The following is a 26,967-nucleotide window of genomic DNA, read 5'->3' as shown; positions in this document are numbered from 1 at the left end:
TCTTCAGTTTTTTAATTTTTCATATAAAAAACCAATAATTAGAAATAAACTTAAGATTTTAATTTTTGCTGTACTTTTAAGGCATAGACGGTATTGCCACCAACTGCCGGCAACATGTCATGATAGGGAAGGCTGCGCATGGCTTTCAGTAAAAAAGGCGCCTGATCATGAATTTTCATGGAACTGGTGATCTGGAATAGCGTTCCCTGAGATTGTGGCAAAAGCTTCATTCCACCTCGTACAAATTTTAAATCTCCGCCATTGGCATAGAACTGGTTTTGTAAGGTATTTGGCTGTTCAAAACGCATTTTAAAATTAAAGGGAATCTGAATGACGCCCAAGCCGACTGATACCTTGTAGTTGGCATCAATACTTTGCGGATCGACTGGGTTCAGTTCCACTTTTTTGATTTGTCGCGGAAAGAGTTTTTGGCTGGCCTGAGCCGATAACCAGGGCTGCAACTTCTCAGTTGGATGCGAGAAATATTGATAGGTAGTACTGAATCTTAGATTTTCTGAACCTTTACCGGCCTTGACCTGATAATTCGGCAAAATAAAACTGACGGGCTGTCCTGATTTTTGACTAAGCTGGGCAATTTTCTGGGTTTGCTGATTGCTGAGTTGGACTTGAGGCACTGCCGTATTTAAAGCTGTAGCAGCAGGATATTTAAAACGTTGCTGTAAAGCTTCAATCAGAAAGGCATTGGTGCCGGCGGGAATACCAAGTTTGGCTTCAGGCAGGGCATTTAGAATCTTGCTAAACAGAAAACCTTGTGGCTGGTTCAGATCGCCCCATTGCGTCACCGTCACTAAGGTTCTATTGGGACTCAGTGCAAACCATTCCAGCTTTCCGGCCCCATAGGGAATTGGCGCGTCCAGAATTAGTGTGCTGATACTGTTATTTTCCAGATGATGCTGCATCACCACAGTTTCTTTAAAATTTAAGACTGGAATTGGGGTAGGAATATGCACCTGATATTTGACTTGTTGAATGCTACCTTGCTGTTCAATCACTTTGGCGGATTTCAGGGTCGGAAACAGGCCGACATAATTCGGATAATGTTGCAGTAATTTTTCGACTTGTGCTTCGGATGCAGGCAAGACTACAGCCGCACTATAAAACTGGGATTTGCTGCTAGAAGCCGTTTTAAAAGTCGGTAGATGGGTTTTGCCGGCGGGATGCGCATAAATCAGGATACGCTCGCCAGTGAGTTCAGCCAGTTGCTGAGAATTGCCTTGAAATACATCAAGACTACTTGGCAGATTAGGAGTCCATGGTGTTATTTTTGCGAAAGCTGGTGAGATTGCAAATAAGGTACTACTCATCAGCAAATAGGGGATCAATCCTTTCATCCAATATCCTATTGTGTGTTTTTTGTTTTAATCATGATTTATTTAAAACTAAATTCAGTTATTTCCAAAGCAAAGTTATGTAATTGATAGCATAAGCCATGAGTTTTAAGCATATTTTGATATAGTATGGATCAGGATTTTATATTTTTGATGTAATGCTATGACTGAGTCAGCACCGACTTTATCCACCCGTTATTATCTTACTTTAGAAGAATCTCAGGATGGATTTGCTCTGGCCACTTTTGGCAAAAAACAGATTTCACGCTTTCTGACGCCTTTGGTTAGCATCGGGATTATTATCTGGGGCTTCTCAATGGACCTGAATGGGGTTGGCCGTTATTATGTGGCATTGGGTGCCTTCTTCCTGATTTTACAGGGCATCATGCGCTACTGGTTCCTGCCGATGATGTTTAAGCGCCAGTTTGTAAAATATCAGTTTGGAAAAAGTGAACAAGGCATTGACCTGTTTCAGGACTATGCAGAAATTTTCAATAACGGACGTAGCAAGGTCGTGCATTATAATGAAGTACAAAGTTTTGCTATCGGCAAGCTGACCTATATGCTGGAACTGAAAAACCGTACAGTGGTGATTGTGCCAAAACGTGCCTTTAAAGATGGTACTGAGCAAAGCATTTTCGAAAATACCTTCAAGAAATAAGACAGATCAAGAACAGGAAAGAGATCATGAGTACACGCCCATCAAAAATTGTTTGTGTCGGTCGCAGTTATGCTGACCATGCCAAAGAGCTTGGAAATGCGGTACCTGATCGTCCTGTGCTGTTTATCAAGCCACCGAGTGCTTTGACATCACTGGATGCTGGTATTGAATGGAATCCGGACTGGGGTAACTGTCATTATGAGTGTGAACTAAGTTTGCGTATTGACCGTACCTTAAGCAAGGAAAATGATCCTGCCAAAGTTTTGCAGGCAATTGGTGCTGTGACTTTAGGTCTGGATTTGACCTTACGTGATCTGCAGGATGACCTTAAGAAAAAAGGTCAACCTTGGGAACGGGCCAAAGCTTTTGATGGTTCTTGTATACTCGCAGACTGGGTGCCAGTAAGTGATGTGATTGCTGACTGGAAAGATGTGCACTATACGCTGGAGATCAATGATGAGCTGCGTCAAAAAGGCGATACAGCTTTATTGATTTTTGATATTGCAACTTTATTGGCAGACATTAGTCAGGTATTTACACTGGAAGAAGGTGATGTAGTGATGACCGGTACACCAGCAGGGGTGGCAGCCTTGCAATCTGGTGATCAATTGAAAATGACCCTAAAAGGCCAAAATCAGGATTATGTCTGGACGACATTTGTAAAGTAAGACCGGATTTTTGAGATCAAGGAGCCGAAGGGCTCCTTTATTTTGTTTAGAAAAGTGTAATGAGCAAGGGATAATTTATCAGACTGATCAGGCACGGTTGCCATTCAGTTTCTAGATATAAATTGGATAGCGTCTAAATCGTTTTTTACGCATCACGAATATTGCCTGAATCCCCCCATCGTATGTCTATTTTGATGTTATATCTTCTACTTCTAACAGTTTTAGTATGTAGCGGCTCCAATCAAGAACGGGAATATATTTGAATCATCGTCAGGCACTAGATGTCAAAGCATCTGCCATCATGTTTGTACTGTGTATGTTGTGGGGTTTGCAGCAGGTCGTACTGAAGTGGGCGGCCAGTGATATTTCTGCCCTGATGCAAATTGCATTACGTTCAGCCTTATCTGCACTTATGGTTTATCCTTTAATTCAGCAGAGTGTACGCCGTCAGCTTTGGAATGCACGATACTTATCTGCGGGTTTACTGGTTGGTGTGCTGTTTGCCGCTGAATTTTATCTGGTGGGTGAGGCGCTGCGTTATACCTCAGCTTCGCATACCATTGTCTTGCTCTATACTGCACCGATTTTTGTGGCTTTAGGCTTGCACTGGAAACTGCCGGCGGAACGTTTGTCTCATGTGCAATGGGGAGGAATTTTTCTTGCCTTTAGTGGTATTGTGGTGAGTTTCCTGCTGCGTCCCCAGACGGGATCTGCTCTACAATCTCATGCCTTATGGGGAGATTTTCTGGCACTGCTGGCTGGCGTGTTCTGGGCAGCAACAACCGTGAGTGTGCGTCTTAGTCGGCTAGCTGAAGCGCCTGCGACCCAGACCTTATTCTATCAATTGCTGATCGCTGGTATGGTGTTGTTACCTTTATCCTTTTTGACTGGGCAAGCCAGTATTCAATGGACAACTTTGTCGATTTCCAGCCTGATTTTTCATACGGTGGTGATTTCCTTTGCCAGTTATCTAATCTGGTTCTGGATGTTGAAACATTACCTGGCTTCACGCTTAGGAGTATTTTCTTTTTTAACCCCAGTATTTGGCATGCTGTTTGGCGTGTTAATTCTAAATGAGCATGTCGAGATCAATTTTATTGTCGGGACCTGTATGGTAATGCTGGGTGTAATTCTGGTGAGTTTACAGGGATGGTTAAAGAAGCCTGAGCCTCAGATCAAGACTCAAACCTCTATATAAAAATCCGGTCAATGAAAATAACGACACTTAGTTTTTGGATTATAGCTTTAATGACAGCAAGGATGATTATCTGCTGACAATTGATCCAATTCATTTAAAAAAATCCTCTCAAAAGAGAGGATTGAATTTATTTACTGCGGAACAGTTCTGATAATGGAAAACTGAGCTTTTCTTCCAGAAACTGATCAGTTTCATTCAGTTTAGGTGAGAACTTTTGCATCCAGAGATCATCAGTATGCACATCAGTCAGATGCTGTTTGCGCGGCAATGGATAAGGAAGCTGTAGATAAAAATTCCAGAAGCTGACCTGATCCAGATCGCGTACCAGCACATATTCATTGTCATCTGTACGTTTAATCAGATTCTGTTTTTCAAACATGCTGACATAGCTAGGCCAGCGTCCAATTTCATCCCGTCCCAAAACTTCTAGTGCCTGGGCTTCACTGACACTTTCACCAGTTTTCTGCTTTTTATAAAACAGTTCTAATAGATCCAGCAACATGACGATTGGATGGCGCTTATTGTCCTGTCCAGATTCGAATGCAGTCAGGGCATAGCTGATTTCCACGCCCAGCAATACAATAATCCAGGACAGATAAATCCAGAGCAGGAAAATAGGGACAGCTGCGAAAGCTCCGTAAACAATTTCATAACTGGTAAAGTTTGACATCAAAAAGCCAAACAGGTTTTTTAATAGCTCAAATACGATGGCACTAAATAGACCGGCAATAAAAGCAGATTTGAGCGGTACACTCCGATTGGGAATAGTCCAGTTCAGAATAAAAAAGCCAAGCACGGTCAGAGAAAAAGATATTACCCAGAGAATAAAGGCGCCATCCAGTTCATAACCGGCAAAGTTATTACTGAGAATATTCATGGAGGCCAAGGTTGATGAGATCACAAAGGCACTGCCCAGCAAAATTGGACCGAGTGAAATAATGGTCCAGTAACGCATAAAACCGATAATGCCACCGCGGGTTTCAGTCACACGCCAGATCCGGTTAAAGACCGTTTCGATGCTACTGAGCATCAGTACTGTGGTGATGAATAAGAAAAGAATACCGATAATAGTTAAATTGCTGGACTTCTCCGTGAAGGCATTTAGCGCTTTATCGAAAGCGATCGTTGTTTTAGGTAAAAAGTTACTATAGATCAGCTGCTGGAGTTGCTGTCGAGCCGGTTCCAATGCCCTGATTGAAGAGATAATGACCAGAAATACAGTCAGCATCGGGACTACCGCAAACAGGGTGGTATAGGTCAGTGAACCAGCCTGCTCACGACACCGGTCAGCCTCAAAACGCCGTAGTACAAATAAAATAAATTGAAACCAGTGTTTTTCATAAAAAGGTAACTTCTTTAAATATTCAACGATCATGCGCTTTCAATCTCAATTTTTTTATTCATCATGAATTTTCATTCTTCAGCTTACCCAAAAAAGTTGCGAAATACCGTATAGTTTTATTTTTTTAAGTAATGAATAAGAACTTTATGCAACCTTATGTCCTTGTTTTATATTACAGCAAATATGGCTCAACCAAAGAAATGGCACATCTGATTGCGAATGGTGTTGAAGCAGCAGGGATGGCTGTAAAAATTCGCACTGTTCCAAATATTGCGACGGTGGTGAAAGAAGCAGAGCCGAGTATTCCGGCAGAAGGCGATATCTACTGTACTTTAGATGATCTTGCCCAGTGTGCTGCTTTGGCATTAGGTTCACCCACCCGCTTTGGGAATATGGCTTCAGAAATGAAATACTTCTGGGATCAGACCACCAGCTTATGGCTGAATGGTGCTTTGCATGGTAAGCCAGCCTGTGTTTTTACCGCGTCAGGCTCAATGCATGGCGGACAGGAAAGTACTTTACTGACGATGCTACCGCCATTGTTTCATCATGGCATGATGATCATGGGATTAAGCAATGCGACACCAGCTTTGTCTAATACTAAAAGTGGTGGCACGCCTTATGGCGCAAGTCATGTTAGTGGCCCGCGACATGACCAAGGCTTAAGCCAGGATGAGAAAATTTTGTGTGAAGTACAGGGTAAACGTCTGGCCGAAGTTGCTTTAAAACTCTATCAGGCTTAAGAAATTAATTAAAAAAGGAAATGAAGAATCAGCTTCATTTCCTTGATTTTATTAATCTTCTTTTTGATCTTTTTGATCTTTTTGATCTTTTTGATCTTTTTGATCTTTTTGATCTTTTTGATCTTTTTGATCTTTTTGATCTTTTTGATCTTTTTGATCTTTTTGACTGAATCTGTGTTTGCAATTCAGACACTGATAATCCAGAAACAGATTACGATCTACTGAAACGCCTGCTTTTTTACCTAAGAAGTTTCCGACCACGCCCCCAGTAATGCCTACGCTGATTGCGCCTACGAAGGTTCCCACCGTGCCGCCTACAATTACCCCTAAAGGACCTGCGACTGTACCAATGGCAGCGCCAATTGAAGCGCCAGAGGCTGCGCCACCCACTGTACCGGCCGTGGCGCCGGCTGAGGTCATTAAAATACCACCAATTTTTTTCAAATTCTTTTCGTGATCACGTAGCTCAATTTCCGTTGAACCACATTTAGGACATTGCATAGGATTTTCCATCAGCGATTAGTATTTATTCATTTTAAGCAAATGTGTGATATGGAATCTTACTTAGACAAGCAATTATTCAGCACATCCTGCTTAACAGTATGTCGGTTCTGAATATTGAAGTCAGGAACATTTCGTACCAATTTGATTCTAGTAGAGTTTAATTCAGAGAAGTTTAGTTGAGTTGTAAATACATGCATTTTCCACTTTTTATAATTTTTTACTCTATGGGGCGAGTAATATGTAGGGTTAAGGTATCAATGCACTTTTTTTATGGGTTTTAGTCGAGCATTTCTTTGTTTGGATAGTTTTGAGCCGGGGCTAAATGTAAGAAGAAGTCCCTGGTCATGCGAGCTGATAAAGACAATTGGTATATTGATACGAAAAAATATCTATAGAACAGAATTTCTTTATAAATGCCTTTCAGGGTAATTGATTAATTATATTTTATTTAATATGTGATATTTATTATTATTTCTAGAAATGCTAATAAAATAAAAATTTACGACTTTATAAAAATAAAATGAAAGGAAACATTAATTATTTTAAGATTAATTTTTTATTAATTTAAATATTTAAAATATATTATTTAAATCAAGTTTATTAAATGAATTTTATATTCTTTATTTTTCTTAATAATGATTTCTTACAAATCACAAATTATAAAAAAATTTATTTAAATTTAATAAAAACATAATCTTAATTTTTTATTAGAAAATAAAAAATATGTGAATACACATAATTTCTTTATTTTATTTTTTTATCTGATTAAATATTTTTTAGATAAATTAGATCTTATTTAAAGTAAAAAACTAAATAAACATTTTGAATCAGAGGATATTAATATTATGAGAATATTGGCGATCAATATGGGTTTAATTTGTTTATGTTTTTTGAGTAACGCTTATGCAACCTCAGATGAGTGGAGTCAGCGTTGGAAAGCATCAGCAGCACGTTCTAGTGAAAATTTGGTTCAAGCAAACCTGATCGAACTTAGAGAGTCGGATTATTATTCTGGATTAGGAAAAACCACGGTGTATAGCACCTCAACTACCTCTATCGGTACAGTAAATACGCCGACTAACAATATCAACATAGAGGGTTCGGATAACAATATAGATATTGCAAGCGAGCTTCTAAATGGAGCTCCTGTAAATTCGAATACCAATCAAAATACCAAACAGTGTCCTAACTTAAGTACCAGACAGGGAGAATCAGCATGCTGAATTTTCCATCCAGAAGAAAGATTTCTTTTGTGAGCTTGCCGGTACTTTTGAGCTATTTTCTAACTGGGTGTACTGGTCTGGCACCTTCCAATAAGAAGCCGGTGAAACTGGTACAAGGACCTCCTATTACCGATATTTTTACTCCTTTTGATATGGCTTTATCCTGTTTAAAAGGACAATTACGTAATGATGTTAGCTTCTCTGTAGGTGCGATTCTGGATCAAACCGGCAAAGATGTGGTGACCAATGGAGGTAGTGGGAAAATGGTCACTCAAGGCGCTGGAGATATGGTGCAGTCTGCTTTATTTCAGGCGGGAGTCAACTTAATGAACCGACGTGATCCCCGAATTATTGAAAGTGAAGCCAAGTGGGGGATTCGTGATCCAAGACAGATTCAGGCCTCTGATTATTATGTGACGGGCAGTATTAACAGTCTGGATTTTATTCCGGGTGGTGGATTTGATATGCAGATTGCGGGTGTTGGCCCGAACTATAGTCAAACCCGTATTATGGTTGGTCTGGATTTATCTCTTACCGATACACGTACGAGTAAAGTAGTTGCGAATGTATCGCTGCAAAAGCAGATTGCTGCACAGGATTATGGTGTCAGTGCCGGGCGGTTTACTGGACGTACCTTGTTAAATGTTCAAATCGGTAAAGGAGAACGTGAGGCGACTAATTTTGCTTTACGCCAAATGTTGAATCTGGCCACTTTTGAATTACTCAGTCAGGTTGTTCCGCCTCCTGTCTTTGCTGGTTGCCGTGCACAAATACCACCTGAATATGGTCAGCTCAATCTGACACGAAGTTCTGTGGCTCTGCATAAGTACAAAAAAAGTCAGGAGCAAAACAGTATAGCGTCCAGTACTGCTGTTCAAGAATCAGCTGTAACAGAATCTTCTTCATCCAATGAAAAAAATAAATCGACCAATTCACCGAGTAAGGATACGAAGCCACCTAAAAACAAAGAATCCGAAGTGATTCAGAATCCTGAAGCAGATCCTGAAATGAGTAAACAAGATTTAATTAAATATATCAGTAAGAAAAAAGCTTCATCTTCTTCAGGTGTAGTAAAGAACGAAAAAAATTCGCAAGAAACGAATTCTAAAGAAAAAGAAGAGGAGAAGGTATCCATGTTGTGGGATGCCAATCCTGAAGTTATAGAAAATTACTGGTCAAGTTCTCAGCGTGATTAATTGACCAGTAAAAATGGGCTCGCTCCCATTATGAGAAAGAAATACTGAGCGAGAAGTATTTCAAAGCTAAAAAAGGAAAAACAACGATGAAAAACACGATCAAAACAATCGCTTTATCCGTCGCTTTCCTGTCTGGTGCAGGTATGGCATATGCTCAAGATGAGGAAACACCAACTGAAGTAACCGTAGATACTGGTTTACAAGCGACCCTGGAGTCGATCTCTCAGCAGGTGGAAAATGGTTCTGCCTTGAATCTTGCAGTAAATACAGGTGATGTTGATGCCAGCGTCGATTTACAAGCATTAGGAGAGGTATCAAGAGAAGCACAGGATGCAATTAGTTCAATTGAAGGTACGATTGAAACTACAGCAATTGGCGCCGCGAATACAGGTAGTATTACACTAGAGCAAGGCAGCTTTAATAGCGTGATATCAGACGTATCAGATGAGACATATAACTATGACTTCAGTGAAGTTACCAGTGCAACTAATAACTCAGAAACTGTAGAAGAGCTCTCAGAGGTTGCTGATAGTTCAGACATCTCAGAAGTAGTGAGTACTACACTGGCGACCAACTACAGTGAGCAAATCAATGAAACTTTAAGTAATTATAGTGCAGCAAATATTGCTTACAATGCAGGTACCATTGATGCATCTGTAAGTGCAATTGCAGAAGGAACTCAAACTGCTGTTAACAACAGTATCACAACTACCGCCATTGGTGCTGTCAACAGCGGTAGTATTACTGTGACTGTCAAATAGTTTATTGTTGAAAATAAACCAAGGGTCTAACTATTGGCAGATAGTTAGGCCTCTTATTTTATAATAATATCAGTTTAAATTGTTGTTATTTGTCGGATAATAAATTCTTGAGGCTTTAGCTGTCTTGAAATTTCGTAAGAAAAAGTCGGAGTACAACTATTTACGTGCAGTCGAAAATAGATAGTTTTATAGCTATGTTTTAGTTATTCCTAGCTAACAGAAATTAAAAAAATCCAATAAAAAAGAGTGCCGAAGCACCCTTTAAAATATTCATTTGTAAATTTAATCTCGAACAAATTCGACAGTACCATTTGCCAAAGATTTCACACGCGCTAATGATTCAACGCGGTAACCTTTTTCAAGTAACAAGTCACGGCCTGGCTGGAATGATTTTTCAATCACGATTCCGATCCCGACCACTTCGGCATTCGCCTGATGAATCAAGTCAGCAAGACCAAGTGCTGCCTGACCATTTGCCAAGAAGTCATCGATTACTAAAACTTTATCAGTTGAACTGATGTGTTTATTTGAAATAGCAATCGTGCTTTCAGTCTGTTTGGTAAATGAAAATACTTTAGAGCGATATAAGTCATCTTTTAAAGTGAGAGACTGGTATTTACGTGCAAAGATTACTGGAACACCAAGCTCTAAGCCTGCCATGACTGCAGGTGCAATACCCGATGCTTCAATGGTAATAATTTTGGTAATACCAGCATCTTTAAACAGACGCGCAAATTCCTGACCAATTTGCTGCATCATGATTGGATCAATTTGGTGATTTAAGAAAGAATCAACTTTCAAAACTTCTTCAGATAGAACGATACCTTCGGCTAAGATTTTCTGTTCTAGTGCGTGCACGGGAGAATCCTCAAGAGCAGGTGCTTTTTAAAGCAAAAGCGTATTGTAAAAAGCACCCAAAAAAAATCAAGCGAAATTCACCAAAAAACCTTAGTTCGTTTTACCGTTATAGCCGGTCAGCAATAAACCGTAAGAGGTTTTCTTGTCGACATGCGATACTTTGACTGGTAAGTAGTCCAGTTTCGGTGCTAACCAGAAAGTAGTTTCACGGCCTGGTTTGTTGTGTTTAATCACTACTTTAATGGTACTAAATGAACCATATTTGGTGCTCACCGTTTCTGTACCTTGTTTGACGAATTTACGGCCTTCCACTTCTTTGGCATCAGCAATATAGTAATTCGATTTTAAACCACCATTTTTCAGGTCTTCACGAATCTGCAATTCAGCATTTAGCTCATCCAATACATCTGCTCTCCAGGCAAAAGAACGTTTTTCATCATCTTTCTTGGTACTGATCGTTTTGCTAGAAGGATTAAAGTTAATACTCATAGTATTGCTATGCACCAGAATCTTACTGGTACGGCTGAAACTGCTTGAACCAATCTTGCCATTATTGAAAGTAAAACGGCTGGTTTCAGTCGCTGAAGCAACGCCACCTGCTTTGGCTGCAAAAACATAGGTCCAGTTATTACCAGATTTGCTCAAGGTACGGGTAGCAGAACCCATATTTTTTCCATTGTAGCTAAACTGGTAATTGGCTTGGAAAGGCGCCATGGCGAAGGTCTGGGTGGATAAACCAGTAAGTACCATTGCGGTAGTCAAGCCTGCAGTCACCCCTAAAGTTTTGAATACAGTTTTCGCCATAAAAAATTGTCCTGTGTAATTTCAGATAAAATTGATCACTTTCCACTTTTTATTATTTGGTCAAAATGTGGAAAATGAAGGGAGATTTTCAATAAAAATGTATATTTCATGTAGTTGCTGGTGTATTTGTTTAGGTATTGAATTACACGCAGTTTAAGTCGGTTCTTTCTGTTTGATCGGTGTGACTTTATTGTCATCCATGTCGTCTTCGTCCCATTTCTCTTCTTTTTCCTGAGAAAGCTTTCTGAACAGGGCAGCAAGATTCACATTACCGATCACTACCAGTTCAGCTTCACGAAGTACCGCATGGTTCACATGAACCTTACCAAGTGTTTCAATCACCGAGCGGTTTTTACCTAACCAGCGATTCAGATCCAGATGCAACAAATCATCTTTTACTTTAATGACGCCCAGTTTTTCCAGAATCATGCCAAGAGGGTCCTTATTCAGCACGCGCTGATAGAAAAACAGGGCAAAGCGCACACCCAGTTTATAAAAGACATTTGGGTATTTGGCTTCAATCAACTGGGTATCACTGATCTGTTCAAATACAATGAGCTGCGTATTCTTATTCAGCTCCATTTGCACCAGTTTTAAATCAACCGATAAGGTCACGTTCAGACCTTTATAGTCCAGCGTAGCATAGAGACGTAACCAGTCATCATGCAGATCGGCATGCAGGTCTTTCAGCATGGAAACATTGTCAGTGACAAAACGTTGAAATGTCGCATTCAGGAAAACTTGAGACAAAGGGAATTCGCGTTCATCCTCAATAAATCCTTCCGCCTTTTGATATGCCTGGCGAATTTTATTAGAAATATTGGAAATTAGCGTTTGCATCTTTAAGCATCCTGGCAACAATATGTTTTAATTCGAAGTGTATCTTGTCGAATTGTATAAAAAATACAAGAGTTTCAGCTTGCAGTTTAGCAAAATAAATAGCACCATTTTTAGGGTTTTAGTTATGTAACGTTGAAGATTTGATGGGTTTGGCATTTTAAAAGAAAAATGCAAAGCCGTTTATTTTTTAATTTTTAAAAATGCTGTTTGGGGGATGAACTCAAGTCTGGGTTCGTAGCGATGAGATCAACCATGATATTAATGCCTCTGGTCAAAACCTGGTGGAAAGATCCAATTTTTAATAGCGCCGTATTTGCAGCTGTTATTTTGCATGTGATTTTTCTCACGCTGGAATTTGGTATGCCACAAGATCAGGAGAGCATGACTAAAGAAATTGCAGTCAGTATTCGTCAAACTGATGAAAAAATTGAGCATGCAGATTTTCTGGCTCAAACTGACCAGCAAGGTTCAGGTAAATTTCGTGAAGCACATCGTATGTCGAGCGATATGCCTGCACCGTTGATGGAGCAAAAGACCGGAGAAGAGCAGCAAGAAAGTCCGGACATGTTGCAACAGCAGCGTGAATTAAGCTTTGAAGAAAAAGTGCTGATGACGACTTTAAGCTGGCAAAAACAGGCGGAAGAAAATCAGCGCAAAAAACTGCAGGAACAGTTACAAAGTCAGTTCCAGGCCAAAGCCGCTATGGTAGCCAGTCTGGAAGCCCAATATCTGCAACGACAACAAAACTTCAGTCGTCAGCAAAAAATTAAAACCGTAGATGGCATCCAGTCCAAACAGGATGTTTCTGCGGCTTATCTGGAAAAATTCCGTCAAAAAGTAGAGTTCTATGGTAACCGCTATTATCCAGACGCGGCTAAACAGCAGAATCTGGCAGGAGAGGTGCGCTTGATGGTGATCCTGAACCAGAATGGCGGAATCCGTGCAATTCGCTTAATTGACAGTTCAGGGCATAGTTTGCTAGATGAAGCAGCAAAATCTTCAGTACGCAAGGCAGCACCGTTCGGAGCATTTGATGCCAAGATGTCGGATATTTCCGAGTTACGAATTATTCGAACCTGGCGTTTTGATCCGGCTGAAGCAGAGTTTGAAGTGCGTTAATCTGGGCGCTTCGCCTGTATATAACTACCTTGCTGAGTTCCATCATCCCAGACCACATTTAAATGATTTTCATCTATGGCTAGATATTTGGGGAATATCATTAAGCCCTGATACTTTGGATCTGTTTTTAAGCCAATACACTCTTTATTTTGCCACCATGTTCCTTCGGCAAATTGATCCAGAGCACCATAGGCCAGATACCATTTAAAGGTACCATCTGCTTGTAACAGCAACTCCGAACCTAATTCCATAACTCCGTTTAAATAATAATGGCCTGCCCATGAGCTTTGGTTCTGTTGAAATTTAATTTTTGGGCACATGGGAATTGAGTGGGCATCAAGTGATGAACACAGCCAAGGAGAGAAAATAAGTAATGCAGTCGAGAACAATCTTTTCATTACGTTCTCCTAAAATTTTTGAAGCACAGTTCTTCGTTAAAGTTCATTATGTGCTTATGTATTTCTGGAAGAAATCATGAATGCGTAAGCAGATATTTTTTTAAAACTCTGTATCTAAGAACAGATCAAGAAAAAGATAAATAAGGATCGATGATTATTTAATTTAAATGTACATCATAACGCCGTAAAATTTCACAGATTTCCACGCTGAAATATGTATACCAGCTATTTTCCCCTAGTTCTTGAGCGGCCTGATGTTCAGCATCTGCATGCCAGGCGCGAATATCATAAAGACTGTTCCAGTAAGAAAGCGCAATTTCCTGAGTACCTTCGGTTAAGGCTTCAAAATACTGGCAATGAAATTGTGAAAGGGCTCTTTCTCGCATTCGCTGGGCTGTTTCAAAATAACACTGATCTAATTCTTTAATTTGCGCTTTGAAAATCACGACATATTTCATGGAGGTTTTTATTTTATTTCTTTAATTGAGCTTATTATGAAGTGAATAAAATAAAAAAAGCGAGCCTTAGCCCGCTTTTTAATCGTTGATTTTAATCTCTTTCCAGATAGGGATTAGCAATACCCAGTTTGTCCAGAATCTCGATTTCAATGCCTTCCATTTCTTCAGCATCTTCCTCTGAAGTTTCATGGTCATAACCCATCAGATGCAAAGTGCCATGTACCAGCATATGGGTGAAATGGATCAGTGGAGCTTTGTCCTGTTCAGCGGCTTCACGCAGCACGACTGGAATACAAATCACCAAATCACCAATCGGGAAAGCATCCAGCACCTGTGCCATTTCATCTGGAAGTTCACTTGGAAAAGACAAGACATTGGTGGGTTTGTCCTTGCCGCGATATTCTAGATTAAGTTTATGACTTTCGTCATTATCGACACAAGCAATGCCAATTTCACAATCACTTTGGGTACCGATATGGCGCAAAGTGGTTTCTACAACTTTTTTAATATAGGCACGTTTCAGCACCAGTTCTGGTGACTGAAAGTCCTGTTGCAGGGAGAGACTAAGTTTCAACGTGAATCCTTAAAAATTAAATAATAATGCAGCTTTAATGCTGTGCATCAGCCGCAGCATCATTTTCAGCTATCAAGGCTTCCTGACGGGCTTTACGCTCAGCACGAGCCTCAGCGCTTAAACGCTGCTGTTCACTGTCCCAGCCTTCGTAGGCTTCAACAATTTTCTGAACCAGCTGGTGACGCACGACGTCACGAGAATGGAAACGGGTAATATGAATTTCAGGGATTTTATCAATCACACGTAAGGCATGTGCCAGACCAGACTGTTGACCTCGTGGTAAATCCACCTGAGTCACGTCACCAGTAATCACTGCACGTGAACCGAAACCTAAACGGGTCAGGAACATCTTCATCTGTTCAGGTGTAGTGTTCTGGGCTTCGTCCAGAATCACAAAAGAATGATTCAGGGTACGACCACGCATATAGGCAAGCGGTGCAACTTCAATAATCTGACGCTCGATCAGCTTGGCCACTTTTTCGAAACCAAGCATCTCATACAAGGCATCATAAAGGGGACGCAAATACGGATCGATCTTCTGGGTTAAATCCCCCGGCAGGAAGCCAAGTTTTTCACCCGCTTCAACTGCAGGACGAACCAGTAAGATACGCTGGATTTCATTACGCTCCAGCATATCTACAGCGGCTGCAACGGCGAGATAGGTTTTACCGGTACCCGCCGGGCCAATACCAAAGGAAATATCACTTTGCAGAATACGCTGTACATAACGTTTCTGGTTGGCACCGCGCGGATTGATCCGACCTTTGCGCGTTTGCAGCCAGACATTGTCCAGACCGGTATGTTCCTGTTCTTCCAGGTTCTCCTGGAGTTCACGATCGGTCTGGCTACCTTGAATCATCATATGCAAAGTATCTGCACTGATCTGCTGGCTGTGTTCAGATTCTTCATGAAGACGTTGCAAGAGCATTTCGGCTCTCTCAACGGCATCGATTCCACCATCGATAAAGAAACTTTCACCTCGGTGGGAAATTTTGACGTCTAAACGTTGTTCAATTTGTTTCAAATGACCGTTATAGGCACCTAAGACGGCTTGTAAACGGTCCATCGAAATTCCAGGAAAAGCTACTGTACGTCGAATCGTTGCAGTCAAGAGTGTTCCTTTTAGAAGTGTACGTTATATGCTCTACATTACGCCACGTCAGGCTCAAGATTCAAGAGCTCACCGTAAACTAAATTTAAAGTTTTAATTTCGGTGATTTCGATCTCTGCAAAGCGTCCTACCCACGATGCATCACCAATAAAGGTGACATAACGGGTATTGTCTGCTGTACCCACCAGAACATTCGGATCTTTATCAGAAACTTTCTCAACCAGTACGCGCTGGACTGTACCGAGCATAGCATCTGTTTTACGAATACTGGACTGTTTAATCCAGTCCTGCACTTTGGCCAGACGCTCTTTTTTCACCTGTTCAGGTGTTGTATCTTCCAGCTCTGCAGCAGGGGTGCCCGGACGTTTGGAATAAACAAAACTATAAGAGTGATCGAAATCCAGATCTTGAATAAACTGATAGGTTTCTTCGAAGTTCTCATCGGTTTCGCCCGGGAAGCCGATAATAAAGTCTGAAGATAAATGCATGTCTGGGCGAACTTTACGTAACTTTTCGATTTTCTCGATATACACATCAATGGTGTGGTTACGTTTCATCGCCTGCAATACATCATTGGAACCGCTTTGTACCGGCAGATGCAGATGCGACACCATCTGTGGCAGGTCACGGTAGCACTGGATCAGGTCATCATTGAATTCCAGTGGATGCGAAGTGGTATAACGAATACGGCCAATACCCGGAATTTCTGCAACCAAACGTAACAGATCGGCAAAAGTACAGATTTTTCCGTCGAAGGTCTCACCACGATAACCATTCACGTTCTGACCGAGCAGCGAAATCTCACGCACGCCTTTTTCTGCCAAGCCAGCAATTTCTGCTAAAACGTCATCTAGTGGGCGAGATACTTCTTCGCCACGTGTATATGGAACTACACAGAAAGAACAGTATTTTGAACAGCCTTCCATGATCGAAACAAAGGCTTTATAACCTTCAACACGTGGTTCAGGCAGGAAGTCAAATTTTTCGATGTCCGGGAACGAAATATCCACCAGCTTGATTTTTTCTTTTTTCGGTTTTTCGACCTGCTCAAAATGCTGGTCCAGCATTTGCGGTAAACGGTGCAGGGTTTGCGGACCAAAAATCATGTCTACATAATTGGCACGTTTCTGGATATTGTCACCTTCCTGAGAAGCCACACATCCACCGACACCAATAATCAGATCCGGATTTTTTTCTTTCAGCTTGCGCCAGCGGCCCAATTCTGAGAATACTTTTTCTTGTGCCTTTTCACGGATCGAGCAGGTATTCATCAGCAGAATATCCGCTTCTTTAGGATCGGTGGTCAGCACATAGCCGTGGGAATCGCCCAGCAGATCTGCCATACGGTGACTGTCATACTCATTCATCTGACACCCTTGCGTTTCGATATACAGTTTTTTAACTGAACCATCGATGGCTGGGGTGTGCGCTGGCTGGGTAACAGTGTTTTCTGAGGCAGCTGGGGCACCATTTGGAATGAAGGTTTGAACCGTCATGTAGGCTCCTACAAGGTAATACGTCGAAAGAGTGAACGAATAACCTGCTTGCATAGGCAAACGGGTAAATAAAAATTCAATTCACATTCTGAAATCTTTAAAAGGCGCATATTTTAGCAGGAAAGTCGCTTAAACTTATAGCCTAAAATGCGGCTGGAAAAATATTGATTTATGGACAAAAAGTGTCTGAAAATTAATATTGTCTAATCATAAGGTTACATAAGTGAACAATACAGTGGGTTATAATTTTCCGGCTAACTCTTATGATAGGCAACAGGGGTTGGGCGAAAAATCGATGATAGAAGGCAAATTGATGTTTAAACACACTAAAAATATGAAGAAATATTATAAATTACTAAGCTTGAGTGTGGCGTGTCTGTGTTCAATGAGTGCGCAGGCAGCAGAAGAACAATTTAATGATGCCTTACGAGCAGCAAATGCTGGAAATATCGGACAATTACAACAATATCAGTCTGCCATGCAAAATGATGCCTTGGGCTATTATCCTGAATACTGGATTCTGAACCAGAATCTTGGCTCCCAACCTGCCAGTCAAATTATCAGTTTCGCCCAACGTTATCCTCAATCGGCTATGGCAGAAAAACTCGCAGCCGATTATGTCGAAGAAAAAGTCAAAATGGCTGACTTTTCTACTGCGCAACCAGTTCTGCAATATGTCACCAATGCCGATCCGGCTGAAGCCTGTGCAGTTGCACAAGTCCGTGCCAAAAGTGGCGATCAGCTGGTTTATGCTGAGTTTAAGGATGTTTGGCTAACCACCAATTCTCAACCTGAGTCTTGTACAGGCTTGGGACGCATGATGTTATCCAGTCCGCTTATGACCAATGAAGACCGCCAGCAGCGTTTGTGGGTGCAATTACGTGCTGGTCAGTCTGGACAGGCTATTGCCACTGCACAAGGTTTAGGGCTTAACCTGTCTCTGGCTCAGCTCAATACGATTCAGGCCAATCCAACTAATTATTTATGGTCAGCCCCTAAAAGTACTGCCGCTGATCATGCCTATCTGATTTATGCGTTGGGGCGTCTGGCAGATAGCGATCTTGATTCAGCAATGCCCATTGTAAAACGTACTGCTGAAGGCACACCGGTACAAGTACAAAAAACACTATTCAGAACTGTGGGTTATATCGGCGGCACTACGGTAATGAAAAATAACTTCAACCGTGAAGTGCTGAACTATCTGGATGCCAGTTATGGTTTGCCATTTAGTCCGGAAGAAGCCGAAATTTATGCCCGTCAGGCGATTCGTTTTAGTGCCTGGGAAAGTCTGATTCGTGCCATTGATGCCATGAGCGTGAACCAGAAACAGGAAGACCGCTGGCAATACTGGCTGGCACGTGCCAGTGAACAGCGCACAGATCGCGCTTCAAAACAGGCAGCAGAAAGTATCTATAAAAAACTGGCAGTCGGCGAGGATTATCATAACCTGCTAGCACGGGATAGATTAGGCCAGTTAACGGCTTCTACACCGAACTCGGCACAGCCATCCAGTCAGGCCATGCAACGTCTAAATCAGGATATTCATTTCCGCCGTGCTTTTGCCTTGCGTAATATTAATGCGCCAGAAAATTATATTAACCGTGAATGGAACTGGGCAGTTCGTCAGGCTTATTTAAGAAAAGATGACGATTTACTGTTGGCAGCAGCCAAACGTGCGATGGATATGGGCTGGTATGACCGTGCCATTTATGCAGCAGATCGTACTGCGGACAAGCATAATTACAACTATCGTTATCCGATGCCACATCAGAATTATGTCGTGAGCCATAGCCGTAATGCCGGCATTGATGCTGCCTGGGCTTATGGTTTGATGCGTCAGGAAAGCCGGTTTAATACCGGCGCACGCTCTCATGTGGGTGCAGGCGGTTTGATGCAGATCATGCCGGACACCGCCAAACTGGTCGCTCGTCAAATGGGTGAAGTCTATAACCCGGCAGCCTTAACTGATATGAACACCAATATCCGTTACGGAACTTACTATTTATCAACAATTCAGCGTCAATTGAGCAATAGTCCAGTACTGGCTACAGCAGGTTATAATGCCGGCCCGAACCGTGCCCGCCGTTGGCAACCCGAATTCCAAAGTATTGCTGCGGATCAATATACCGAAACCATTCCTTTACTGGAAACGCGAGATTATGTGAAACATGTCATGACGAACGCGACATATTACGGTATTTTATTGGGACAGGGCGCACAATCGGTCGGTAAGCGTATGCAAGCCATTCCGTTACGTAATACACCATAGCATTCAAAAAATCTAAGGGAAGGATAGTTTGTTGATCAAGGGAATAAGGGGTGCTCAAATTTCTGCTGGATGGGCTGCGCTTTTATTTTTAGCAGCAAGTCCAGCTGCCTTTGCACTGCCAACGGGTTATGTCATGGACATCCAGATGGTACCGGCACTTTGCAGTCTGGATCCGGCCTACAGTAAAAAAAGAAAATGTCTTGAAGGTTATTCCCTAAATATTTCTGGTCTCTATCCTCAAACCACATCAACACATTGCACTACTACCAGTTCTGCGAAGTTACCGCCTTTGCAGGCTAAAGTGGTGGCCCGTATCATGCCGGATGAAAATACCCGCGCATTGCTCTGGCATAATATTGGCGGCTGTATTCCGATGAATGCCACGCAGTATTTTCGTACGGTGATCAATCATGCTGATCGTCTGAAAGTTCCAGAAGAACTTACTGAGCAGGAAAGCCATACCGTTTCCATTGATATGCTGCGTTCCAAATTTCTGAAAATCAATCCGCAACTGCCTTCAACAGCATTGCGTTTTAACTGCCATCAGACCCGCGCATCCAGTCTGCTGACGTCGATTCAGGTCTGCTACAACGCCAATGGCGGCTATAAAGGCTGTCCTGCAAACATTATTAATACATGCCCAAAAACTGTCACAATAAAAGGGACATACTAAGCTTTTTAGCCAAATTAATTTATATTTCCTATCATACTTTTGTTGAAATCCATTTTCTTTTACATGCATCTCGAAGAGGATTGGAGTACAATCTTTGCCGTTTATGATTATTAAGATTAGATAGAACAGCTATTTAATCATTATGACGATCCTCTCAATTGGAGATAATTACATGAAGCAACCTGTTCGCGTTGCCGTTACTGGCGCTGCTGGTCAAATTGGTTACAGCCTATTATTCCGTATCGCAAGCGGTGAAATGCTTGGTAAAGACCAACCAGTTATTCTTCAATTATTAGAAATTCCTGTTGAGAAAGCTCAGCAAGCGCTTAAAGGCGTAATGATGGAACTAGACGACTGTGCTTTCCCATTATTGGCGGGCATGATCGGTACTGATGATCCTAAAGTAGCTTTCAAAGATGCAGACTATGCTCTATTAGTTGGTTCACGTCCACGTGGTCCTGGTATGGAACGTGCTGACCTGCTTAAAGTAAACGGCGAAATCTTCATTGGTCAAGGCCAAGCACTGAACGAAGTTGCTAGCCGTGACGTTAAGGTTCTTGTTGTAGGTAACCCTGCTAACACTAACGCTTACATCGCAATGAAATCTGCTCCAGATCTTCCAGCGAAAAACTTCACAGCAATGTTGCGTCTTGACCACAACCGTGCGTTAACTCAACTTGCTCAAAAAGCGGGTGTTGCAGTTTCTGACATCGAAAACATGACTGTTTGGGGCAACCACTCTCCAACAATGTATGCTGACTACCGTTTTGCGAACGTAAACGGCGAAAGCTTGAAAGACAAAATCAACGATGCAGCTTGGAACAAAGACGTATTCCTTCCAACTGTTGGTAAACGTGGTGCTGCGATCATCGAAGCACGTGGTCTGTCTTCTGCTGCTTCTGCTGCAAACGCTGCAATCGACCATATGCGCGATTGGGCTCTTGGCACAAACGGCAAATGGGTAACTATGGGTATTCCTTCTGATGGTTCTTATGGTATCCCTGAAGGCGTAATGTTCGGTTTCCCTGTAACTACTGAAAACGGTGAATACAAAATCGTTCAAGGTCTTGAAATCGACGAATTCAGCCGCGAACGTATCAACGTTACACTGAACGAGCTTGAAGAAGAGCGCGCTGCAGTTGCTGACATGATCAAATAATTTAATCTTTTAAGATTAAATTAAAAAAAGCACTCCATTTGGGGTGCTTTTTTATTGCTATTTCTAAAAAATTTAAAGAACAAAAAATAACATCTTGTGAAGGAGGGACAACTGAACTTTGCGAGTGGCTCATCTAGTTTAATAAGAAGAATCATCAACAAAAGAGGAGGTACTGAGATGTTAGAGCAGCGACCTACCATGGAACTTTTTTTTGAGCAACTCGGCTTGGATTCAAGCCCGGAAGCAATCGATGAATTTATCAAAACCCATCAGATTGGGATGGACGTCCCCTTACATAAAGCTCCTTTCTGGACCAAAAACCAACATGATTTTCTGATTGGCCACTGGAAAGAAGATGATGATTGGGCAATTTTCGTAGATGTACTCAATGAGCAATTGCATATTGAGGCAGAGGGCAGTGGTTCTTGTGATCTGCCTTCTTCTAAGCGTCAATAATATTTTCAAATCAATGAACTGATTATTTTTATGATGGAGTGAGCGAATGGTATTAGAACAGCAAGTGACTTTAGAATTATTATTTGAGCAATTAGGCTTGCCTGCTGATGAAGCATCAATTGATGAATTTACCAAAAATCATCAGCTACCATCAGACGTGATTTTGCCGGATGCAGATTTCTGGAATGAGGGGCAAAGCGCTTTTCTTCGCGAACACTGGCATCAGGATGATGAATGGATCGTAATCATTGATAAACTGAACCAGCTTTTACATGTCGAAAGTGATAAAGAAGGCCCTGAAAGCAATTAAAGTTTCTTTATACAAAAAGACACAACAAAACCTAGTCCTTTGACTAGGTTTTTTTTGTCTTATCTTATAAGTTAGTCCTATAAACAACTACAATATATCTGATATAAGGAGGGCATATGCTCGGGAAGAACCAACCATCCTTAGAACTGTTATTTTCTCAACTCGGCCTCGCTAACAGCCCGGCGGCAATTGAGCTTTATATACGTACTCATCAGCTACCTGCCCATATGTCATTGCATGAAGCACCGTTCTGGAATAAAGCGCAGCGTTCGCTGTTGATTAGTCATCTGGTACAGGATGATGACTGGGCAATCTGGATTGATGAACTGAATCAGCAATTGCATCTGGATGCAGATCGACGCCGTTTGGCTTGAGTAAATCAAATTAATTCATAAAAAATGCCTCATCAATGTGAGGCATTTTTATAGGAACAGATTTCGTTGTTTTAATGCATACGGCTACGCAGAATCTGAATAAACCATTCCAGTTGACGATATTCATCAAATGCCGGATGCTGGCCTACCAGTTCATGGTCAAACTGGGCCGTTTTACTGTATTTATTTAACCAGTGACGAGTCATGGCAGGCTCTTTCTTACTGGCAGATGCATAAGCCAGGAAGAAATAAATATCCGCATGCTCATAATTGGTCATTGGTTTTAGAATCTGCTGGGTAATAAGCGCATAATGATCTTCTTTGGTCAGCTCAAAGTAGATCATATAGGCTTTGGCCAGGTGTAAAGACAGATTGATATACAAATCCAGTGGCATTTCTTCAAATTCAATCCGGCTCTGCTCCAGCAGAACAATCGCTTCTTGCAGGAAATGCACCTGCTCTTGACGTAACTGACTGATGGTCACCAGTTGCAGACGAAGATCAGCCCGTTCAAGCGCCAGCTCAGGCGTATTGCCATTTAAAAATAGCTGATCTGTTTCACCAATGCGTGTAATGATCTCTTTGGGGGTTGGTCGCATGAACGCAGTCCTCATATCTCAATGATTGCTATATGAGGCTGAAAATTGAAATTTAAAGCGTTAAAAAAGGATTAGAGCAAACGGGTATCACTTCTTAACCAGGCAGTGATTGATAAACGTTGATGTCTGGCTTTTAAAACTTCATGCATTAAATCACTTTGGAAGAATGCAATACGGTTTGGTTTAGGCTGGATAATATGCCATTGATCATTTTTATCCTGCAGATGTAATTCGCCGCCCCAGTTATCTTGCCAATCATCATGCAGATAATAAACCGCAGAAATCATTCGGCCATTTTTGCCTTGAGGATTATCGCGATGCAGGGCATAGAACTCACCCGCGTTATAGCAGGCAAAATGGGCTTCCACATCTTTAATGCCTAAATAAAACGCGCGGTTTAAAATTTGAGAAAATTGTTGAAGGGTTTGAATGTGTCGGTGGGAAATTTGAAATTCAGGTTGTAACCAAAGAATATGATCACTACGGATGTTGTTAACGACACCATTTTGAATGGCTGCATTACGAAATTCGTTTAAGTGGCTTAAGCATTCTTGACTCACTGCATGTTGATATTCGCTAGAGTAAGCATCGTCAACAATACTAAAGCCATGTTGATCTAAATCATCTAAGATTTGATCAACATTCCAATCCCCTGGGATGATAACTGCTTCCATTTTTTCAATTCTCGATAGTGTGGTAAAAAAAGGTCCGCTATTTTAGTGCAATAATCGTTTCTGAACGAAATAGTTTTTCATGTTAAAATAGCAATTGATCTTAGGAATAATTGAAACATGAATTACCGTCACTCTTACCACGCAGGCAACTTTGCCGATGTCATGAAGCACGTTTTATTGCTTCAGTTGTTGACTCGACTGAATGCAAAAAACAAACCTTATCGCTATGTAGATACACATGGTGGTGCAGGTAAATATGATTTGTCGACTGCCGAAGCGCAAAAATCAGGTGAGTTTTTAAACGGTATTCATCGTCTGATTAAGCTGGATGATTCGGTCAAGCGTAATGCGCCAGAAGGTGTACAACAATATTTAAAAATTGTTGAGAAAATGCGTGAAAACTTTGGTAAAGGTGCATATCCGGGTTCACCATGGTTTGCACTGGAAGGCATGCGTGAAATTGACAAGGCCACCATTTTTGAAATGCAGCGTGATGTCTTCCAGCAGTTACGTCATAACATTTTTGACAAACGCGCCGGTTTGCATGAACGTGATGCGTATGAAGGCTTGCTCGCAGTCATTCCACCGAAAGAAAAACGTGGTCTGGTGATGATCGATCCGCCGTATGAGCTGGAGCGTAAAGACTTCCCACAACTGGTTGAATTATTGGTTGCTGCTTATAAAAAATGGCCGACAGGCGTATTTGCAGTTTGGTACCCAATTAAAGACCGTGCCATGATTGAACGTTTCGAGAAGAAAATGTTCAAGACCGGGATTCGCCGTCAGTTGGTATGTGAAATCTGTGTATGGCCAGATGATACACCAGTGGGTTTAAATGGTTGTGGTTTACTGGTGATTAACCCACCTTGGAAGTTCTCTGAAGATGCAGACGAAGCGCTGCAATGGTTATTTCCGCATTTACGTATGCAGGAAAATGGCGGTCATGCAGCAGTTCGTTGGTTAGTAGGCGAATAATATTTTAAAGATCGGGTCATAGTTAGGATCGACAAGAATGACAAGTACAAATAAGCCGGAACACGAATCTTCCAAAGATTTGCCATTTGATGGCATCACCTTCGAGGTGGAAGAGGTAGAGCATACCCAGGAAGGGCAAAGAGTTAAGCGTCGAGGTATCTATCTGTGGCCTAACCTGATTACAACCGCTGCGTTGTTATCAGGCTTTTACTCGATTATTGCCAGTATGAATGGCGAATTTCAGCAAGCTATTTATGCCATTTTCTTGGCAGCTTTATTTGATGGTCTCGATGGTCGTGTGGCACGTGCGATTGGGGCACAAAGTCCATTCGGTGAACAGTTCGACTCACTATCCGATATGCTGGCATTTGGGGTGGCACCGGCTATTTTGATGTATAGCTGGGGATTAAGTGATTTAGGCCGTATCGGGCTGGCGGCTTGTTTTGTCTATACGGCTTGTGCAGCTTTCCGTCTAGCCCGCTTTAACGTTCAGATTGGAGTGGTGGACAAACGCTACTTTATTGGCGTTGCGAGTCCATTAGCAGCCGTCATTATTATTTCACTGGTCTGGGTAGGATTGGACTTCCCGGCTGTGTTTGATATTCGTGATTTTACTGTACAAATCATTAATGCTGCAATTATTGTAATCGTTGGCTTATTGATGATTTCTAATATCAAATACTATTCATTTAAAACCGTAGAGCGTAGACGGGTACCGTTTTTCGTGTTGCCGATCGCGGTGTTTATCTTTGCAGCGATGACTTATAATATTCCGGTAGGGATTCTCGTGATCTCTGTCATCTATGCCTTGTCTGGTTTCCTTACAACATTCATGGCGAAAAGACAGAGTACCTTATAACAATATAAAAATAAGGAGTTTGAGATGCAGTTTCTTCAAGATTTTCTAGATCGTTCGAAACAGCTGAATCAGACTCCTGCTGTTTCCCAGCATAATCTTGCCTATCATGGGCCAAACCAGAAATATAAAATTATTCATCAGGGCTTGACACTTCCTGATCTGCCTGCGCCACTTCATTATCTTAATTTTCTGAGTATTATCGGTCAGCCCAATGCACCGATGTTGGCAAACCCGAGTGCTATTCAAACCAATGCACTGGATACAGCCACGGTAATCTGTAGTACCAGTCCGCATATGGCAGGACAATTAAATTGCTACTCAGTCAAAAAGGATTGCAAGTTTCAGTATGGCCTGTTTCAGTTTCTGGATCGTGAGAAACTGACGGGCGACTTTCCGCATTTTCGTTTACAGCGGTTTGATTCTGAACTGAGCTTTGATCTCAGCATCCATACGACCAATCTGATTTCACATTTTACCCAAATGCGCTTTGCACTGGCTGATCATTGGTCTTTGCTCTGTTATTGTCAGGGCACTTTACATTATAAAGATCAGAAATATCTCATCGAGAGTTTAGGTAGTTTTGAATTTGCACGAAGCTTTAATTTTCCCTATTTGCCTTTAGCGTTTCTGACTTATCAGATTATTAACCTGAGTGAAGGGCGGCAATTATTGCTGGCACAAATTCGGGATAGTCTGAATAGCATTGTGCAGTCACGAATTTATCTGCGTGACCTGAAAAATATGACCAGTCAAATGTTCGATCAAAAAGTCTATTTCAAGGTGCATCGGGTTTATCCGAGTGTGACTACCCCAAATGGGCAAAAGATGTATCTGCCACGTGAGTTTGAATGGTGTTATGAAGATGGCAAAGGAGCACAGATCTGGTTGCAGGGGCAAAGTCGGGGAGATTTTAAATTTGGTCTGGCTGCCGGTTATGTCGGCAGCTTTAATTACGAAGTCAGAATTAATGGGGAGACTGAGCATGGGGAAGGGGGCTACTGTGAATATATAGATTGCCGCTCCTTGCGCTTTCAGGAACACAATAAAAAAGAGAAATTATTAAGTGCATTGGCCAATCCTGTACCTTTAATGCTCAAAAAATAGGGAAAATCGGCATTTTTGTAGAAATAATAATCAACTGAGGTATTTTCTTAAAAATAGGGGTTGCGCTTGCTTGGGATTGGTCTATAATGCACATCCATCGGCGGTGATGAAGATTAAAACTTCTGATAAAACAGTAACTTAGCATGAAATGGTTAAGTTAGGTTTTAGAAAGGAAGTTTAAAAATAATTTTCATTACTGGTTGACTTTCTAG

General features: G+C 41.6%; 30 protein-coding genes. 17 read left to right on the top strand and 13 right to left on the bottom strand.

Features of this window, described 5'->3' with window-relative positions; all coding sequences use genetic code 11:
• Positions 1 to 50 precede the first annotated feature (50 nt).
• On the bottom strand, positions 51 to 1,352 hold the full coding sequence (locus FTV31_RS13260) for an SRPBCC family protein (RefSeq protein WP_180015267.1): 1,302 nt from the start codon (positions 1,350 to 1,352) through the stop codon (positions 51 to 53).
• 160 nt (positions 1,353 to 1,512) lie between these two features.
• Here FTV31_RS13260 and FTV31_RS13255 point away from each other — a divergent pair, with 160 nt between their 5' ends.
• The 3 genes from FTV31_RS13255 (at position 1,513) to FTV31_RS13245 (ending at position 3,876) form a co-directional block, all read left to right on the top strand.
• Positions 1,513 to 2,010, top strand: a complete 498-nt coding sequence (locus FTV31_RS13255) for a YcxB family protein (protein ID WP_180004383.1) — start codon at positions 1,513 to 1,515, stop codon at positions 2,008 to 2,010.
• A 26-nt stretch (positions 2,011 to 2,036) separates the two neighbouring features.
• Complete coding sequence (locus FTV31_RS13250; protein WP_180015265.1) at positions 2,037 to 2,678, top strand: fumarylacetoacetate hydrolase family protein; 642 nt, start codon at positions 2,037 to 2,039, stop codon at positions 2,676 to 2,678.
• 259 nt (positions 2,679 to 2,937) lie between these two features.
• Positions 2,938 to 3,876, top strand: coding sequence for a DMT family transporter (locus FTV31_RS13245; protein ID WP_180015263.1), 939 nt, complete (start codon positions 2,938 to 2,940; stop codon positions 3,874 to 3,876).
• 127 nt (positions 3,877 to 4,003) lie between these two features.
• Here the strand turns inward: FTV31_RS13245 and FTV31_RS13240 are convergent, their stop codons facing one another.
• Positions 4,004 to 5,251 (bottom strand): YihY family inner membrane protein, encoded by a 1,248-nt coding sequence (locus tag FTV31_RS13240; RefSeq protein ID WP_159122614.1) that lies wholly within the window; start codon positions 5,249 to 5,251, stop codon positions 4,004 to 4,006.
• 113 nt (positions 5,252 to 5,364) lie between these two features.
• Here FTV31_RS13240 and wrbA point away from each other — a divergent pair, with 113 nt between their 5' ends.
• The gene (gene wrbA, locus FTV31_RS13235) at positions 5,365 to 5,961 is read left to right on the top strand and encodes an NAD(P)H:quinone oxidoreductase (protein ID WP_166135591.1); all 597 of its coding nucleotides are present in this window, start codon (positions 5,365 to 5,367) and stop codon (positions 5,959 to 5,961) included.
• Between the two features lie 51 nt (positions 5,962 to 6,012).
• On the opposite strand, the gene FTV31_RS13230 is transcribed toward wrbA, so the two are convergent.
• Positions 6,013 to 6,474, bottom strand: coding sequence for a hypothetical protein (locus tag FTV31_RS13230; protein ID WP_180015261.1), 462 nt, complete (start codon positions 6,472 to 6,474; stop codon positions 6,013 to 6,015).
• A gap of 836 nt (positions 6,475 to 7,310) precedes the next feature.
• On the opposite strand from FTV31_RS13230, the gene FTV31_RS13225 reads away from it, so the two are divergent.
• The 3 genes from FTV31_RS13225 (at position 7,311) to FTV31_RS13215 (ending at position 9,645) form a co-directional block, all read left to right on the top strand.
• On the top strand, positions 7,311 to 7,688 hold the full coding sequence (locus FTV31_RS13225; protein WP_104425705.1) for a hypothetical protein: 378 nt from the start codon (positions 7,311 to 7,313) through the stop codon (positions 7,686 to 7,688).
• Positions 7,682 to 8,884 (top strand): CsgG/HfaB family protein, encoded by a 1,203-nt coding sequence (locus FTV31_RS13220; RefSeq protein ID WP_180015259.1) that lies wholly within the window; start codon positions 7,682 to 7,684, stop codon positions 8,882 to 8,884. Before FTV31_RS13225 ends, FTV31_RS13220 begins: the two co-directional genes overlap by 7 nt.
• Positions 8,885 to 8,970: 86 nt before the next feature.
• The gene (locus tag FTV31_RS13215; RefSeq protein WP_180015257.1) at positions 8,971 to 9,645 is read left to right on the top strand and encodes a hypothetical protein; all 675 of its coding nucleotides are present in this window, start codon (positions 8,971 to 8,973) and stop codon (positions 9,643 to 9,645) included.
• 282 nt (positions 9,646 to 9,927) lie between these two features.
• Here FTV31_RS13215 and FTV31_RS13210 read toward each other — a convergent pair whose 3' ends face one another.
• The 3 genes from FTV31_RS13210 to FTV31_RS13200 all read right to left on the bottom strand — a co-directional run bounded on the left by FTV31_RS13210 (position 9,928) and on the right by FTV31_RS13200 (position 12,147).
• The gene (locus FTV31_RS13210; protein ID WP_005233791.1) at positions 9,928 to 10,503 is read right to left on the bottom strand and encodes a xanthine phosphoribosyltransferase; all 576 of its coding nucleotides are present in this window, start codon (positions 10,501 to 10,503) and stop codon (positions 9,928 to 9,930) included.
• Positions 10,504 to 10,593: 90 nt separating this feature from the next.
• Complete coding sequence (locus FTV31_RS13205; RefSeq protein ID WP_373686180.1) at positions 10,594 to 11,253, bottom strand: DUF3108 domain-containing protein; 660 nt, start codon at positions 11,251 to 11,253, stop codon at positions 10,594 to 10,596.
• A 207-nt stretch (positions 11,254 to 11,460) separates the two neighbouring features.
• On the bottom strand, positions 11,461 to 12,147 hold the full coding sequence (locus tag FTV31_RS13200) for a hypothetical protein (protein WP_004786832.1): 687 nt from the start codon (positions 12,145 to 12,147) through the stop codon (positions 11,461 to 11,463).
• A gap of 261 nt (positions 12,148 to 12,408) precedes the next feature.
• On the opposite strand from FTV31_RS13200, the gene FTV31_RS13195 reads away from it, so the two are divergent.
• Positions 12,409 to 13,266 carry an energy transducer TonB gene (locus FTV31_RS13195; protein ID WP_180015278.1) on the top strand — a complete coding sequence of 286 codons (858 nt, stop codon included), beginning with the start codon at positions 12,409 to 12,411 and terminating at the stop codon, positions 13,264 to 13,266.
• Here the strand turns inward: FTV31_RS13195 and FTV31_RS13190 are convergent.
• From FTV31_RS13190 to miaB, 5 genes are all read right to left on the bottom strand, one after another.
• Positions 13,263 to 13,664: a hypothetical protein gene (locus FTV31_RS13190; protein WP_180015255.1), complete on the bottom strand. Its 402-nt coding sequence runs from the start codon at positions 13,662 to 13,664 to the stop codon at positions 13,263 to 13,265. The genes FTV31_RS13195 and FTV31_RS13190 overlap by 4 nt on opposite strands.
• Positions 13,665 to 13,822: 158 nt before the next feature.
• Positions 13,823 to 14,122 carry an antibiotic biosynthesis monooxygenase gene (locus tag FTV31_RS13185; protein ID WP_180015253.1) on the bottom strand — a complete coding sequence of 100 codons (300 nt, stop codon included), beginning with the start codon at positions 14,120 to 14,122 and terminating at the stop codon, positions 13,823 to 13,825.
• Positions 14,123 to 14,213: 91 nt separating this feature from the next.
• Entirely contained in the window at positions 14,214 to 14,696 is a 483-nt protein-coding gene (gene ybeY / locus FTV31_RS13180) for an rRNA maturation RNase YbeY (protein WP_034171613.1), read from the bottom strand.
• 34 nt (positions 14,697 to 14,730) lie between these two features.
• Entirely contained in the window at positions 14,731 to 15,807 is a 1,077-nt protein-coding gene (locus FTV31_RS13175) for a PhoH family protein (protein WP_004786823.1), read from the bottom strand.
• Positions 15,808 to 15,845: 38 nt separating this feature from the next.
• Positions 15,846 to 17,303, bottom strand: a complete 1,458-nt coding sequence (miaB, locus tag FTV31_RS13170) for a tRNA (N6-isopentenyl adenosine(37)-C2)-methylthiotransferase MiaB (RefSeq protein ID WP_004786821.1) — start codon at positions 17,301 to 17,303, stop codon at positions 15,846 to 15,848.
• A gap of 334 nt (positions 17,304 to 17,637) precedes the next feature.
• Between miaB and FTV31_RS13165 the strand changes: the two genes are divergently transcribed.
• The 6 genes from FTV31_RS13165 to FTV31_RS13140 all read left to right on the top strand — a co-directional run bounded on the left by FTV31_RS13165 (position 17,638) and on the right by FTV31_RS13140 (position 22,544).
• Complete coding sequence (locus FTV31_RS13165) at positions 17,638 to 19,572, top strand: transglycosylase SLT domain-containing protein (protein WP_373686991.1); 1,935 nt, start codon at positions 17,638 to 17,640, stop codon at positions 19,570 to 19,572.
• Positions 19,573 to 19,606: 34 nt separating this feature from the next.
• Positions 19,607 to 20,245: a ribonuclease I gene (locus FTV31_RS13160; RefSeq protein WP_179992790.1), complete on the top strand. Its 639-nt coding sequence runs from the start codon at positions 19,607 to 19,609 to the stop codon at positions 20,243 to 20,245.
• A 172-nt stretch (positions 20,246 to 20,417) separates the two neighbouring features.
• The gene (locus FTV31_RS13155) at positions 20,418 to 21,404 is read left to right on the top strand and encodes a malate dehydrogenase (protein ID WP_004786815.1); all 987 of its coding nucleotides are present in this window, start codon (positions 20,418 to 20,420) and stop codon (positions 21,402 to 21,404) included.
• Positions 21,405 to 21,581: 177 nt separating this feature from the next.
• Entirely contained in the window at positions 21,582 to 21,860 is a 279-nt protein-coding gene (locus tag FTV31_RS13150; RefSeq protein WP_004786814.1) for a DUF2789 family protein, read from the top strand.
• A gap of 46 nt (positions 21,861 to 21,906) precedes the next feature.
• Positions 21,907 to 22,170, top strand: a complete 264-nt coding sequence (locus FTV31_RS13145) for a DUF2789 family protein (RefSeq protein ID WP_005233812.1) — start codon at positions 21,907 to 21,909, stop codon at positions 22,168 to 22,170.
• A gap of 116 nt (positions 22,171 to 22,286) precedes the next feature.
• Positions 22,287 to 22,544, top strand: coding sequence for a DUF2789 family protein (locus FTV31_RS13140; protein ID WP_104425715.1), 258 nt, complete (start codon positions 22,287 to 22,289; stop codon positions 22,542 to 22,544).
• Between the two features lie 71 nt (positions 22,545 to 22,615).
• On the opposite strand, the gene FTV31_RS13135 is transcribed toward FTV31_RS13140, so the two are convergent.
• Positions 22,616 to 23,143, bottom strand: coding sequence for a hypothetical protein (locus FTV31_RS13135; RefSeq protein ID WP_180015251.1), 528 nt, complete (start codon positions 23,141 to 23,143; stop codon positions 22,616 to 22,618).
• 71 nt (positions 23,144 to 23,214) lie between these two features.
• Positions 23,215 to 23,817, bottom strand: coding sequence for a 2OG-Fe(II) oxygenase (locus tag FTV31_RS13130; RefSeq protein WP_180015249.1), 603 nt, complete (start codon positions 23,815 to 23,817; stop codon positions 23,215 to 23,217).
• Positions 23,818 to 23,934: 117 nt separating this feature from the next.
• Here FTV31_RS13130 and FTV31_RS13125 point away from each other — a divergent pair, with 117 nt between their 5' ends.
• From FTV31_RS13125 to FTV31_RS13115, 3 genes are read left to right on the top strand one after another with little or no spacing between them, the layout of a single operon-like run.
• Entirely contained in the window at positions 23,935 to 24,792 is an 858-nt protein-coding gene (locus tag FTV31_RS13125) for a 23S rRNA (adenine(2030)-N(6))-methyltransferase RlmJ (protein ID WP_180015246.1), read from the top strand.
• 37 nt (positions 24,793 to 24,829) lie between these two features.
• Positions 24,830 to 25,651 carry a CDP-diacylglycerol--serine O-phosphatidyltransferase gene (pssA, locus tag FTV31_RS13120; RefSeq protein WP_005233819.1) on the top strand — a complete coding sequence of 274 codons (822 nt, stop codon included), beginning with the start codon at positions 24,830 to 24,832 and terminating at the stop codon, positions 25,649 to 25,651.
• Between the two features lie 24 nt (positions 25,652 to 25,675).
• Positions 25,676 to 26,755, top strand: coding sequence for a DUF6670 family protein (locus FTV31_RS13115; protein WP_180015244.1), 1,080 nt, complete (start codon positions 25,676 to 25,678; stop codon positions 26,753 to 26,755).
• The last annotated feature ends 212 nt before the right edge of the window (positions 26,756 to 26,967 follow it).

It is taken from the genome of Acinetobacter sp. YH16031, from assembly GCF_013417335.1.
Taxonomy (GTDB): Bacteria; Pseudomonadota; Gammaproteobacteria; order Pseudomonadales; family Moraxellaceae; genus Acinetobacter.
Note: the sequence above shows the minus strand (reverse complement) of the source record. Positions and strands in the feature narration are given on the sequence as shown.